We start from the raw sequence: 13760 nt of genomic DNA on the forward strand, positions 1-13760 counted from the left end.
CAGCTTAACAGATATATTATACCACAACATGAAAAAGGACGCTGCGTTCATTGCAGCGTCCTCTGTTTATATTGCTGATCAGATCAGATCCGCGATATCCGGGTTCACACCCTTGATGCAGACCTTCGCGCCGGAAGCGGCTTCAGCGGAATCCGCATGAGCCAGCAGCCACTTGTTGGCAGCGGTCATCAGTTCGTCTTCAGCATTCTTCACGGTGAACTCGGGCTTTGCCAGGTTCGTTCCCTTGGGCAGAACCACGATCACTTTGAAGCCCTGGCCCTTCTTGGCGCTGCAGGGAGCGTAGTGCAGGGTCGTGGCATATACTTCAACCATGGTGCCGGCGGGGCACAGATAGGCAACAACCTTGTCAGTGTCCAGAATGCCGTCCACGATATCTTCACGCTTGGCCAGCAGCAGGATGAAATCTTCCGTGCCGACGTTCAGCTCGCTGTCCCGGTGATACTCCAGGCAGTTCATCTTGGTGTTGTGGCCGTTGCACCAGCCGATCTGGATGGGCATTCCGCCATACGCGTTGTTCCGCAGGTCCTTTTCGATGGCCAGCGCCTGCAGCTCGGGCTGCTCCGGCACATATTCCACGCCGTCCGGGCAGGGAGTAACCTTGTCCAGGGTCTCCAGCAGTTCCTTCAGGTCGTAGCCGGTCATCACCTGGCCGTAGTTCTGGAATGACGGGTCGCTAACGGGTAAGATCTTCATGGGTTTGTCCTCCTTTATATAATGCATAATTCATAATGCATAATGCACAATGATACAGGACACGCACCGGGTAAATTCACTAATCATAATTATGAATTATGAATTGTGAATTATGAATTCCTAAGAATTTCTGACTCATCAGAAATTCTTAGTGAGATCATAGCGTTCATAGAATTCTTTCCTGTAATCAAGAAGGCTGTCATTCGCGATCGCTTCCCGGATTTCCTCCATCATATGGATCAGGAACCGCAGGTTGTGGATCGAGGCCAGCCGTCCGCCGGTGATCTCCTTCGCGTTGAACAGGTGCCGGATATAAGCCCGGGTGAAGTTCTTGCAGGCGTAGCAGTCGCACTGGTCGTCCAGGGGGCTGAAGTCGTGGGCGTATTTCCCGTTCTTCACCACAACCCGGCCCTTGCTGGTCATCACGCTGCCGTTGCGGGCAATACGGGTGGCCAGTACGCAGTCAAACATATCCACACCCCGGATCACTGCCTCGATGAAGCAGTCCGGCGTTCCGACGCCCATCAGGTACCGGGGTTTCTGCTCCGGCATATGGGGCATCAGTTCATCCAGCATTTCATACATGATGGGCTTCGGCTCGCCCACGCTCAGGCCGCCGATGCCATAGCCGATGAAGTCCATATCAGAAAGCACCTTGGCGCTCTCCACCCGCAGGTCCTTGTAGAACGCGCCCTGCACAATGCCGAACAGCGCCTGGTCTTCCCGGGTGTGGTGCTGTTTGCACCGTTCCGCCCAACGGTGGGTGATTTCCATGTTCTTCTTCGCTGTCTCCCAGTCGCAGGGATAGGGAGAGCACACGTCAAAGGCCATGGCGATATCGGAGCCCAGCGCCTGCTGGATATCCATGGACTCTTCCGGGCCGATAAACTGCCGGGAGCCGTCCAGATGGCTCTGGAAGGTAACGCCTTCCTCTTTGATCTTCCGGATTCCCGCCAGGGAGAACACCTGGAATCCGCCGCTGTCCGTCAGGATCGGGCCGTCCCATCCCATGAACTTATGCAGCCCGCCGGCTTCCTTCACCAGGGCTTCGCCCGGCCGCAGATGCAGGTGGTAGGTATTGGACAACAGGATCTTGGTGCCGATTTCCTTCATTTCCCGGGGCGTCATCGCCTTCACGCAGGCGCTGGTACCCACCGGCATATAGATCGGCGTGGGAATATCTCCATGCGGTGTGTGCAGCACGCCCAGCCGCGCGCCGGACTGCTTGCACACATGGAGCACTTCATAACTGAATGGTTTACTCAAATCGGATTCCTTTCTGGTCTTCAGTAGCAAGGGATCCCTCGACTTCGCTCGGGATGACACCTCAGGACAGTTCACTTGGCTGTATCAGTATTAATTGTTCATTGAGATCAAAGCAAGTCGTCTTGCTTGATCGGTTTGAACTTATCAAACTCTTCCAGCTTCTGCACAACCTCTTCGCGCAGCACCAGGGCCGGACGTTCCTTGGGAATATCCGTATCCTCCGGAATTGTCAGCAGGTCTGCGTAAGTATCCCAGATGCCTCCGTCCGGCAGGGAGTGGAAGGTCATCAGCTCGTTCTGGGTGGGATGACGAAAGGCCAGCTTATAGCCCCACAGGGCGATCTGCTGTCCCGGGATACCTTTGCCGTAGCGGTTGTCTCCCCACAGCGGCGCCCCGATATTGCTCATCTGCGCCCGGATCTGATGCTTCCGTCCGGTTTCCAGGCGGATCGCGCACAGGGCGGTGCCGTTCCGGCGGTCAATGCAGCGGCCGTGAAGCACGGCCATTTTGCCGCCCTTCTCGTCCGCCTCGCAGACCACTTCCCGGTTCTTGATCTCATCGTGGATCAGGTAATCGGTCAGGGTGAATTCATCCGGCACGTCGCCGGTCACCACGCACAGGTACTGCCGGCCGATATCATGTTCCCGGAGCTGGGCGTCCAGCCGCGCTGCCGCCTTGCTGGTCCGGGCAAACACCATCAGCCCGCCGACCGGCCGGTCCAGCCGGTGCACCAGGCCCAGGTAGACGTTGCCGGGCTTGTGATACTTCTCTTTAATATAGTTCTTCAGTACGCTCAGGATATCCGGATCCCCGGTCCTGTCCGCCTGGGACAGCATGTTCGGCGGTTTGACCGCCACCAGCACCTGGTTATCCTCGTACAGGATATCCCCGATCAGGTCAATCACGCTGCCACCTCCCGCTGGCGCCGCAGGGCAGCACGCCTCCCGCGGTCACGGGCAGGCACAGCTCTTCGCTGTCCACCTTCCCGCCGAAGCGGCTCACCACACACTTCTCCAGCATGTTGCTCAGTACGCTTGCCTGGAATCCGGTGGTATAGCTGTTGATCAGGAAGAACAGGGGCTCCTTGCTCAGCGCCTGCGCGCAGGTGTCAATCAGCCCGTACAGTTCGTTCTCCAGTTTCCATACTTCGCCGGAAGGTCCCCGGCCGTAGCTGGGCGGATCCATCAGGATGCCGTCATAGCTGTTGCCGCGCCGCAGCTCCCGCTGCACAAAGCGCAGGGCGTCTTCCACAATCCAGCGGAACCTGTCTTCCGGCAGCTTGCTCAGCTCCCGGTTCTCCTTTGCCCACTGCACCATGCCCTTGGCCGCGTCCACATGGGTCACATGCGCGCCCGCTGCGGCACAGGCCAGCGTGGCTCCGCCGGTATAGCCGAACAGGTTCAGCACCTTGATGTCTTTCCGTCCGTCCTTCCGGATCAGATCGCTCATCCAGATCCAGTTGGCCGCCTGTTCCGGAAACAGGCCTGTATGTTTGAAGCCCGTCGGCCGCACATAGAAGGAAAGATCCCCGTGCTTCACGGTCCAGCGTTCCGGCAGTTTCTTCAGGAACTCCCATTCGCCGCCGCCCCGTTCGCTCCGGTGATAATGGGCCTGGGCGCTCTTCCAGAGCTTCTCCTGAGCCTTGGGCCAGATCGTCTGCGGATCCGGTCTGCGCAGGATAATATCGCCCCAGCGCTCAAGCTTTTCGCCGTCGCCGGTATCCAACACTTCATAGTCCTTCCAGCTGTCAGCTAAGAACATAAATCGGTTCCCTTTCAATTCATAATTCACAATTCATAATTCATAATGAAATATACTGCGCTAATCTATCCAAAGCTGATCACATACAATATGCTTACCACAGCAATGCCAGACTTTCCGGTTTCACACTTCATAATTGTGAATTATGAATTATGAATTGTGAATTGCTCAGAAGCGCGTCAGCACGTCCTTGTGCATTTCAATCAGCGCGTCCACGACGTCCCGGCAGTACAGCCGGTCCAGTCCGTCCAGCGCCGGGTCTGTTTCCACATACTCCCGCAGGGCTTCCCGGTCGCCGAAGGCAGCCTTCGCCGCCAGCCGGTTCGCGTTGTCCACTTCGCACAGGATATCCGCCAGCGCTTCCGGAACCCGGATCGCAGGTGTCTCCTGCTTTCCGTCCTTCAGCACAAGGGCGGTCTCGATGATTGCTTCAGGGGAGAGCTGCGGCATGGTGCCGCCATTCTTCCTCGCCACGGCGGGAATCTCCGCCGTCTCGCCCCGCAGCAGCGCAAGGGCCAGCTTCATCGGCCGCACCGGCGGCACTTTGGAAAGCAGCAGCAGCTGGGCCATAGCTCCCTCGCGGCTGTCCGCTCCCTGATCCCGCACGGTGTTCATATACAGGATGCGTTCCTTGCGCTTTTCCACGGTCTCCCCGAATTCGGGGCGTTCATCCGGGATAAAGCCTTCCTGGGCGGGCAGGAACTCCGCGTGGTCCGTCACATCCCCTGCCGGGATCGCGTCCCACCAGCCCAGCCAGCGCCTGGCCAGGCTGCCCAGTTCGCCGTTGTCCGCAGCTTTCTTCAGCTTTGTCAGCAGGTCCGTTTTCCCGTCCTTCATCTCGATCAGGAAAGCGAATCCCGGCAGGCCGGCGGTCACCGCCTGCACGTTCTCCGGGCGGATCTGCAGCCGCTTGGCATAGGTATCAATACCGTTGGCGCCCCGCATGGGCGTCCGGCCCATCCCGTAGCAGCGGTATCCCCGGTCTTCAAACACCGCGGTGGTTCGCGCCACAGGCTGGCCCAGATTGATCACCAGCGCCTTGGGGCAGTATTTGTCCATATCGTCGCAGAGCTTCAGGATCACTTCTCCGGCCCGCAGCGCGTGCAGCAGACCTTCGATGCCGCCGTTCACCCGCGCCTGGTCCGTCAGGCCGGGATCTTCCTCCTCGTCGGAGTCCAGGGCGCTGCGGTCCTGGAAGAAGCGGCTGGCTGCCTGGCAGTCACCTGCGTAGATCACGCAGTCGGCGCCATCCAGCACTTTTTCCCGCTCTGAAAAGACCTGAAAGGTTCCTCCCTTTCCGGCCTTTGCAAAGATCTTTTCCCCGTAGCCCTGCAGCAGCTCCTGCATCGCAGGATTGCCTTCCTCCACCGTGACTTCGGCATTCGCCTCGTCTCCGGCAAAAAGCAGGTCAGTTAAAAGGGCGGGCAGGAGCGTCGGTACGTCCTGCCCGATCATGGCGATCCTCATGCTTTCGCGATCCCCAGTTCAGCTTTCTTTCCGTTGATATCCCACTTCTGGCTTACGCTGCCTTCCGGCGCGGTGCCTCGTGCCATGGAGGTGGCCAGTGTGGTCCTGCCGATCATCTCGGCGTAGGCTTCCAGTGCGGCGGCCAGCTCGTCATCGCCTTCGTAGTACAGGCTGATGCGGTCGGTCACTTCGAAGCCGGCGTCCTTACGCATGGTCTGCACCTTGGAGATTACCTCGCGGGCGTACCCTTCGCGGATCAGCTCGTCATTCAGGTTGGTATCCAGCACCACGGTCACGCCGCGGTCTTCCGCCGCGATGAATCCGGGCTTGTTCATGGGCGTGGTCAGCACGTCGTCCTTGTTCAGCTTCACTTCGGTGTCATCGATCATGAAGGAGACTTCCTCGCCGCGGGCGAAGGCGTCCACCACGTCGTTGCCGTCCATCTGGCCCAGGTGCTGGCCGATCTTGCCCAGCAGCTTGCCGTACTTCGGTCCCAGGGTCCGCATCTGCGGCTTCAGCAGGTAGGTGGTGAAGGCGCGGGCGTCGTCGGTGAAGATGACTTCCTTCACGTTCAGCTCGTCTTCGCACAGCTCCTGGTAGGCCTTCTCGAATTTCGCGCCCTTGACGTACAGCTTCTGCACGGGCTGGCGCACCTTCAGGTTCGCGGTGTTGCGGCAGGCGCGGCCCAGCTGGATCGCTTCCACCAGGGCATCCATCTGCTCTTCGATATCGGCGTTCACGGCAGCCTTGTCAGCCACCGGGAAGTCGCACAGGTGTACGCTTTCCGGAGCGCCGGGCACGTTGTTCACCACCAGGTTCTGGTAGATCTCTTCTGCCAGGAACGGAATGAAGGGCGCGCACAGCTTGCTCAGGGTCACCAGCACATGATACAGGGTGGCGAAAGCGGCTTCCTTGTCTCCGCCCATGCCCTTGCCCCAGAACCGTTCACGGCCCCGGCGCACGTACCAGTTGCTCAGCTCGTCCACGAAGGCGGCCAGCTTGTTGGCGCTCTCGGTCACCCGGTAGTTGGCCAGGTCATCGTCCACCTGGTCGATCAGGGTGTTCAGCTTGGACAGGATCCAGCGATCCATCAGGGTCAGCTCGGTCTTCTCCAGCGGATGGGCCACAGGATCGAATCCGTCGATCTGGGCATACATGGCGAAGAACGCGTAGGTGTTCTGCAGGGTGGCCAGGAACTTCCGCTGTCCTTCCTGCACGGCTTCCTCGCTGAAGCGGCTGGGCAGCCACGGAGCGGAGGTGGTGTAGAAGTACCAGCGCAGCGCGTCGGCGCCGAACTTATCCAGCATTACGAAGGGATCCACCACGTTGCCCAGGTGCTTGGACATCTTGCGGCCTTCGGCGTCCTGCACGTGACCCAGCACGATACAGTTTTTGAAGGGCGCCCGGTCAAACAGCAGGGTGGAGATCGCTTCCAGGGTGTAGAACCATCCGCGGGTCTGGTCGATGGCTTCGGAGATGAAGTCCGCGGGGAAGTTCGCTTCAAACTCTTCCTTGTGTTCAAAGGGATAGTGCCACTGGGCGAAAGGCATGGAGCCGGAGTCGTACCAGCAGTCGATAACTTCCTTCACCCGGTGCATTTCCTTGCCGCACTCGGGGCAGCGGATGGTCACCGCGTCGATGAAGGGACGGTGCAGTTCGATGTCCGGACCCGGATCGTTGATGGCCATCTCGCGCAGCTCCTTGATGGAACCGATCACGTGCAGGTGGCCTTCTTCGCACTTCCATACCGGCAGGGGCGTTCCCCAGTACCGTTCACGGCTGAGGCCCCAGTCGATGACGTTCTCCAGGAAGTTGCCCATACGGCCTTCCTTGATGTTGTCCGGCATCCAGTTGATGGTCCGGTTGTTGCGCACCAGGTTGTCCCGCAGCGCGGTCATCTTGATGAACCATGTGGGCCGTGCGTAATACAGCAGGGGCGTGTCGCAGCGCCAGCAGAAGGGATAGTCATGGGCGAAGGGCACAGCCGCGAACAGCAGGCCGCGGTCCTTCAGGTCCTGCAGGATCAGGGGATCCGCATCCTTCACGAAGGTTCCGGCCCAGGTGGTTTCGGCAATGAACTTACCCTGGGTGTCCACCAGGTTCACGAAGGGCACGTTGTTCTCGCGGCAAACCCGGTTGTCGTCTTCACCGAAGGCGGGAGCGATATGCACGATACCGGTACCGTCTTCCATGGTGACGTAGTCGTCGCAGACCACGAACCAGGCTTTCTTGTCCGGCTCCACGAAGCGGTACAGGGGCTCGTACTCCGTACCCTTCAGGTCGGTGCCGGTGAATTCGGCTTCAAAGGCCAGTTCCTGTCCCTCAAACACTTTCTCGGTCAGAGCCTTGGCCATAATGTATTTCTTTCCGTCCGGCGCGGTGAACTTGCAGTAGGTGTCGCGGGGGTTCACGCACAGCGCCAGGTTGCTCGGCAGGGTCCAGGGGGTGGTGGTCCAGGCCAGCAGGTAGGTGTTCTCCTCACCCTTCACGGCAAAGCGGACAAACGCGGAAGTTTCCTTCACGTTCTTGTAGCCCTGGGCCACTTCGTGGCTGGACAGGGCGGTTCCGCAGCGGGGGCAGTAAGGCACGATCTTGTGGCCCTGGTACAGCAGTCCCTTTTCGTGGATCTGCTTCAGGCTCCACCACTCGGACTCGATGTAGTAGTTTTCATAGGTGATATAGGGATGCTCCATGTCGACCCAGTAGCCGACCTTTTCGGACATCTTTTCCCACTCGTGCAGGTACTTCCACACGCTCTTCTTGCACTCGCCGATGAAGGGCTCGATGCCGTATTTTTCGATCTGGGGCTTGCCGTCCAGGCCCAGGGCTTTTTCCACTTCCAGTTCAACGGGCAGGCCGTGGGTGTCCCAGCCGGCCTTGCGCAGCACGCTCTTGCCCTTCATGGTCTGGTAGCGCGGGATCAGGTCCTTGATAACGCGGGTCTCGATATGGCCGATATGGGGCTTGCCGTTTGCGGTAGGCGGTCCGTCAAAGAAGGTAAAGCGTTCGCTTCCATCCCGGTGATGATAGGACTTGCGGATGATGTCCTTCTCATTCCACATCTTCGCGATAGCCTGCTCCCGGGAAACAAAATTCATGTCAGTCGCAACTTTAGTGTACATAGTCGATAACCTCTTCCAGTTATAATTCTGAATTCTGAATTCTTAATTCTGAATTTGTCTGTCCTTCGGACTCAATATCCACCAGACATCTCTTTGAGATCTTCAATCTCCTTCAGTGTGCCTTCCGCATACCGCTTTTCGGCTTCCGCCATGATTTTCTCCGTGGCGCTCACACCGCAGCGGCTTGCTCCGACGGCCCGTGCGGACAGGACCGTATCAAGGTCCCGGATGCCGCCGGAGCCCTTAATTCGGATTGCCTCCGACACATTGGCCCGCATCAGCTTCAGATCCTCAATCGTACATCCGGCGGAGCCGTAGCCCGTGCTGGTCTTGACGAAGTCCGCACCGGCTTTCTCGCTCAGATGGCAGGCAAGGATCTTTTCCTCTTCTGTCAGGTAGCAGGTTTCGAGAATGACCTTCAGGATGGCGCCGGCCGCGTGGGCGGTCTCAGCCAGCTGACGGATCTCATTCTCCACATAATCGGCGTCGCCGTGCTTCAGCTTGCCGATATTGAGGACCATGTCCAGCTCCTCGCAGCCTTCAGCCAGTGCCTGCTTTGCCTCAGTAACCTTAACGGCAGTCTGGTGCGCGCCGTGGGGGAAGCCGATGACGGTGCAGACCTTCACAGGGCTGCCCTTCAGCATTTCACTCAGTATCGGCACGTCGCAGGGGCGTGCGCACACGCTCGCTGTCTGATATTTCAGGGCGACCTCGCAGCCGCGCCGTATATCGTCTTCTGTCAGCCAGGGCTGAAGCGTTGAATGATCAAGCATCGCGGCGATATCTTTCGGGGTCAGAGCCATGGATACATCCTCCTTCATGCGATAAAAATCCGCATAATATACTAAATAGTTTTATTTCGTTGTCAATGACTTTTTTTCCTTCATTTATATAGGAAAAGATAAATTAGTCGTCCAGGATGAGGATTCGGGTGTGATACGGCAGGTGGATCCACAGCCAGTACATGTTGATCGGACTGCCTTCCCGGAGGAAAAGACTGACCCTCGTGCAGCCGTGGGAAGCCTTCTTTCCCAGCTGCTGCTCATTGTTGGAATAGTCCCGGGAACGGCCGTTCCGGACGTAGCCGACGCCGTGGATATAGTTGCCGCCGTCATACCGCAGCGGATACTCATACCGGTATCCCTCCTGGGCAAAGCTGGCGCCCGTATGCACGTCCGTCAGGAATGCCCCGGGCGGCGTCTCCCGGTAGGAGTTGCCCGGGGTCACCAGGCCGGTGGAAACCGGTATGGTGCCGATCCGCTTCCCGTCCTCAAATACGGTCAGCGTCTGTTCCTTCTTGTCGATCAGCACCCCGTAGTGCGGGTTCGGATTGTAAACCGTCAGGTTCTTGACCAGGTAATAGCCTTCCACCATCTGTCCGTCCTCGTGGCGGGCAGCCCGGACGTGTGCCCACACGCCGTCCGTATCCAGGATCTCCAGTCCCTGCAGGGCGCAACGCAGCGTACCTATCGGCCGGGTGCCCGTCTTCGGCGTCCCGTACAGGTTAAAGCGGCGGAAGGTTCCGTTGTCGTTGATGACCACGGAGGGCTTCATCATGATCTCCCAGATTTCCTCATCGCTCATGCCCCTCTCCGGCATCACCGGGCCGGTAGCCGCGATTGCCGGCTTCTCCGGCGCTTTATCCACGATCGTCAGCGGGAAAGTATGATCATACTCCGGGTTCAGCTTGCTCCACATCCGGACCGTGTATTCCCCTGGGCTGAGCTTGTGCCGGGTATCGATCGATCCGCGCCAGTTGATGCAGACGCCGTCCGGATCCCGCACGCTTTCATCCCGGGTATAGACAATGTTGCCATCTTTATCCTTGACCTCCATCGCCACCAGGCAGGTTGCGGACACATAGCACTCCACAAACCATTTGTCTCCGCCCTCCAGGTACATCGTATCCGAGGAAGGCAGCGCGTAAACCAGCGTCTCCGTTGTTCCGCTGATATCAAATTTCTTTTCCTTTGCCAGTTCCCTGCCGTCCGGCGTCTTCACCTTCACCACAAAGCGATAGGGTCCGGCAAACATCCGCTCCCCGTATTCTCCCAGTCCGTCCCAGGGAAGGATGTTTTCCCCTTCCTTCAGCTGCACCTTCCGGACCATCCACAGGTTCTGCGTCCCGTCAAACAGCTTCAGTTCCGCTTCTCCGTCCACCGGGGACTGGATCACAATCTCGCAGGGCGTATATCCCTTTACCGTCTCCGGCAGGGAAATACTCAACTCCCCTGTCTCCGCCGAAACAGGGACAAGTAAACACAAAACGACAAAAAACAATATGAACATGCCGGTTTTGCACAGGCTTTTCATCAGCCTTGTTTTGCAATATCTGCCGGTCATATCTCTGCCTCCGTTTTTTCAATTATCAGGACACGGGAATTATATCGGAAACGTTCTTATGAGTCAAAGCTTTGCCGGAAAAAACGCTTGATTTTTCACTTATGCTGTGATATACTGCCGCTTGCGCATGGAGCGTTTCGACGTTCTTTACGCATCTCCGCTAAGGAGAACGTCCCAGACCTCTGGACGTTAAAGTCGAGGAAGCTGACCCGGACTGATCCGGGTACCTATATGGGGCATTAGCACAGTTGGTAGCGCGCGACATTCGCATTGTCGAGGTCAGGGGTTCGACTCCCCTATGCTCCACAAAACATTGGCAGGGCTTAACGCCCTGCCATATTTTTTGTGCGCCTAGGGGAAGTCGAACCTCCTGCCCGAAGACAATGCGAAGCATTGGAGAGGGCGAACCTCTGACGACCGCCAGTGGCGGAAATTTCGTCAGAGGTGAGATCAACCGAAAAGGAGCAATCTCCCCAGTGGGGAGTTGCGACTATTGAGGTTGCGGAACAGGGGCAAAGGAGGGAAACGTCAGCCCGGTGGGCTGTCCGCCACAGGCGGAAGTGACCCGAGTTTGTTAGCGCGAAAGGGAGGGCAAGTCCCGCTCCAAGGGACTTGAACGACCATTGAGCGAACGGAATCGACTCTCCGCAACCTCAATCGTCGCTGTTCGCGCTTGGAGCGCGCTCACCGCTCGTTTCGGTTTGGATTCGCGCGCGCACCGCGGGCATAATTCCCGCCTCGCGCACCGCGCACGAGAGGACTCCGGGTCACTTTTGCCTTTGGCAAATGCCCCACTGGGGTACCGTTTCCCTCGCTCCCCCTATGTTCCCTCCCCCCTCCTCCCATTTTTAAGTTTTAAGTCTTAAGTTTTCAGTATTCATTCCCCTCATTTGACTTTCACCTCCCCCTTCTGTAGAATGATTCCATAGCCCCCAAAACCCTACACCCCATAAAAAACCATACCTATCTACAGGGAGGGACCTGCAGTATGAAACATACGAAAGCATTCCTTGCCGCACTGCTTATCGCAATGGCTCTTCTTTGCTGTGCCGGTGCACAGGCAGCCGGCAAACGGCTGTTGCCCCTGATTTCCATCAAAACCGTTACCAAGGGAGAAGGCACCCGCTTTGTAACTGAACCTGTCAAGGGCAACGTCTCTGCGGCAATCGCCTCCTGGACGCCCAATTACAAGATTCCTCCCGAACCCTATTATGTCGAATGCACCGTCTCCTATACCGGAACAGATGGTAAAACCACCGTCAGCAAGCAGCCGGCGCAGGTCAAAGTCCGGGGTAACTGGACCACCAGCTATGAAAAAAAGCCGTTGCGGATCAAATTCACGGAAAAGCAGTCCCTTGGCGACCTTAACGAAGGACAGCCGTTCAAAAACTGGCTCCTGCTGGCGGAATACAAGGACCTTTCCATGCTGCGGAACAAAACAGCCTTTGAACTGGCACACAAAATCCTGAGAGAAGACCTTTACTGTTCCGACTGCGAACTGGTTGAGGTGGAGATCAACGGTAAATACTGGGGCGTATACCTCCTCGCGGAACAGCAGGAAGCAGCCAAGGGCCGCGTAAACGTGCCTGAACCCAAAGAAGGAGAAAACGGCCCGAACGTGGGATACTTTGTGGAATATGACGCATATTACACGTTGGAGGACCGCCTGCACTCCTTCACCATCAATTACAACAATTTTGCGCCGCTGATTCCGTTTAACGGTTATCCCAATGCAAACCCTTTCACACCACTTTGCACGGATCCCCAGCATAAGCAGGATCTTGTGGGCTTCACGATCAAGAGCAATGTCCGCTCCGAAACCCAGCGCATCACAATCCGGAACTTTATTTCCAACGCATACGTCATCATGTATTCTGCCGCCTATGACGATAAAGCCCTGGAGATGACCGACGATTACCGCAATACTGTATCGTCGTCAATGACGCCCCGGGAAGCTGTCGAAGCTATCGTCGACGTTCAGTCCCTTGCGGATATGTATATACTCAGTGAACTCACCTGCGATCCGGATATTTACTATTCCAGCTTTTTCATGAGTGCCGATCTCAGTCCCGACGGTGACAAAAAGCTGCGGTTTGAAGCACCCTGGGACTTTGATTCAGCCATGGGAAACCGTTATGTCGTCGAGTACGGACGCGGGTACCACGCAGCCAATGTAGTGGATGATGTGGATCATGTGTACAAGGCAATCAACCCTTGGCTCACCGTACTGATGAAGCAGGAATGGTTCACAGATATCATTGCCCGGAAGTGGACAGATCTTTATGATCGGGGCGTGTTCACCGAAGCCATTGAGTCAGTCCGTTCTGACAGCCAGAAGTACAAATCCGCATTTACGAAAAACTATAAACGCTGGAGCAATATGAGAGACAAGTCTCCCATCGACTATGAACTGAACCGGCAGGCCTATGCCTGCAAAAACGAAGAGGAGTCTGCCGAACAGCTTGCAACGTGGCTTGAAAGACGGATCAAATTCATGAACGAAGTATGGCATAAATAAGCAGGAGTGCAATGAAAACACTGATACTGAACGGTTCTCCCAGGGCAAACGGCGACACCGTCAGCCTGATCAGAGAGCTGACGAAGAAACTGCCTGGAGAATATAAAATCGTAGACGCCTATCACTGCGACGTTTCCCCCTGCGTTGACTGCCGATACTGCTGGGAACACAGCGGCTGCGCCATTGCCGATGGAATGCAGGAGATCTATGACTACATTCAGGAATGTGACAACATCCTGATCGCTTCCCCGGTGTATTTTTCAGAGCTGACCGGCAAACTGCTGGATCTGGGAAGCGGGCTCCAGACCTATTACTGCGCCACGTTCTTTCGGAAAGAAAAGCCCATCCCTAAAGAGAAAAAGGGCGCAGTAATGCTGGTCGGCGGCGGTGACGGCCATATGGAAAAGGCATACAGCACAGCTCGTATCCTTTTACGGCATATGAACTGTCAATCCATTCACGATCTGGTATCCAGCCACAACACCAATGTAACACCTGCCGCAGACGACGCAAATGCCCTTCAGGGTATAGACAGCATTATCAACTTCTTCGCCAATCCCCACTAAACG

General features: G+C 57.0%; 10 protein-coding genes and 1 tRNA gene. 3 read left to right on the forward strand and 8 right to left on the reverse strand.

The window, feature by feature from the left end:
- Nucleotides 1–78: 78 nt before the first annotated feature.
- The 8 genes from JYE49_RS08825 to JYE49_RS08860 form a co-directional block, all read right to left on the reverse strand.
- A complete protein-coding gene (locus tag JYE49_RS08825; RefSeq protein ID WP_093957055.1) occupies nt 79–714 on the reverse strand; it encodes a DUF4867 family protein in 636 nt (211 codons plus the stop codon).
- 138 nt (nt 715–852) lie between these two features.
- Nucleotides 853–1980, reverse strand: coding sequence for a tRNA guanosine(34) transglycosylase Tgt (tgt, locus tag JYE49_RS08830; RefSeq protein ID WP_093957054.1), 1128 nt, complete (start codon nt 1978–1980; stop codon nt 853–855).
- A gap of 107 nt (nt 1981–2087) precedes the next feature.
- Nucleotides 2088–2885: an RluA family pseudouridine synthase gene (locus JYE49_RS08835; RefSeq protein ID WP_283399364.1), complete on the reverse strand. Its 798-nt coding sequence runs from the start codon at nt 2883–2885 to the stop codon at nt 2088–2090.
- On the reverse strand, nt 2878–3741 hold the full coding sequence (locus JYE49_RS08840) for a class I SAM-dependent methyltransferase (protein WP_093957053.1): 864 nt from the start codon (nt 3739–3741) through the stop codon (nt 2878–2880). Before JYE49_RS08840 ends, JYE49_RS08835 begins: the two co-directional genes overlap by 8 nt.
- A gap of 168 nt (nt 3742–3909) precedes the next feature.
- On the reverse strand, nt 3910–5208 hold the full coding sequence (locus JYE49_RS08845; RefSeq protein WP_093957052.1) for a family 4 glycosyl hydrolase: 1299 nt from the start codon (nt 5206–5208) through the stop codon (nt 3910–3912).
- Entirely contained in the window at nt 5205–8330 is a 3126-nt protein-coding gene (ileS, locus tag JYE49_RS08850; protein ID WP_093957051.1) for an isoleucine--tRNA ligase, read from the reverse strand. The genes JYE49_RS08845 and ileS overlap by 4 nt, the downstream gene beginning before the upstream one ends.
- Nucleotides 8331–8401: 71 nt before the next feature.
- The gene (gene deoC, locus JYE49_RS08855) at nt 8402–9133 is read right to left on the reverse strand and encodes a deoxyribose-phosphate aldolase (RefSeq protein ID WP_093957050.1); all 732 of its coding nucleotides are present in this window, start codon (nt 9131–9133) and stop codon (nt 8402–8404) included.
- A gap of 103 nt (nt 9134–9236) precedes the next feature.
- Nucleotides 9237–10673, reverse strand: coding sequence for a L,D-transpeptidase family protein (locus JYE49_RS08860; protein ID WP_093957049.1), 1437 nt, complete (start codon nt 10671–10673; stop codon nt 9237–9239).
- A 233-nt stretch (nt 10674–10906) separates the two neighbouring features.
- On the opposite strand from JYE49_RS08860, the gene JYE49_RS08865 reads away from it, so the two are divergent.
- The 3 genes from JYE49_RS08865 (at nt 10907) to JYE49_RS08875 (ending at nt 13757) form a co-directional block, all read left to right on the forward strand.
- Nucleotides 10907–10979, forward strand: a tRNA-Ala gene (locus JYE49_RS08865).
- Nucleotides 10980–11661: 682 nt separating this feature from the next.
- Nucleotides 11662–13191, forward strand: coding sequence for a CotH kinase family protein (locus JYE49_RS08870; RefSeq protein ID WP_093957048.1), 1530 nt, complete (start codon nt 11662–11664; stop codon nt 13189–13191).
- A gap of 11 nt (nt 13192–13202) precedes the next feature.
- On the forward strand, nt 13203–13757 hold the full coding sequence (locus tag JYE49_RS08875; RefSeq protein ID WP_093957047.1) for a flavodoxin family protein: 555 nt from the start codon (nt 13203–13205) through the stop codon (nt 13755–13757).
- Nucleotides 13758–13760: the final 3 nt, after the last annotated feature.

The sequence above is a fragment of the Aristaeella hokkaidonensis genome (assembly GCF_018128945.1).
Taxonomy (GTDB): domain Bacteria; phylum Bacillota; class Clostridia; order Christensenellales; family Aristaeellaceae; genus Aristaeella; species Aristaeella hokkaidonensis.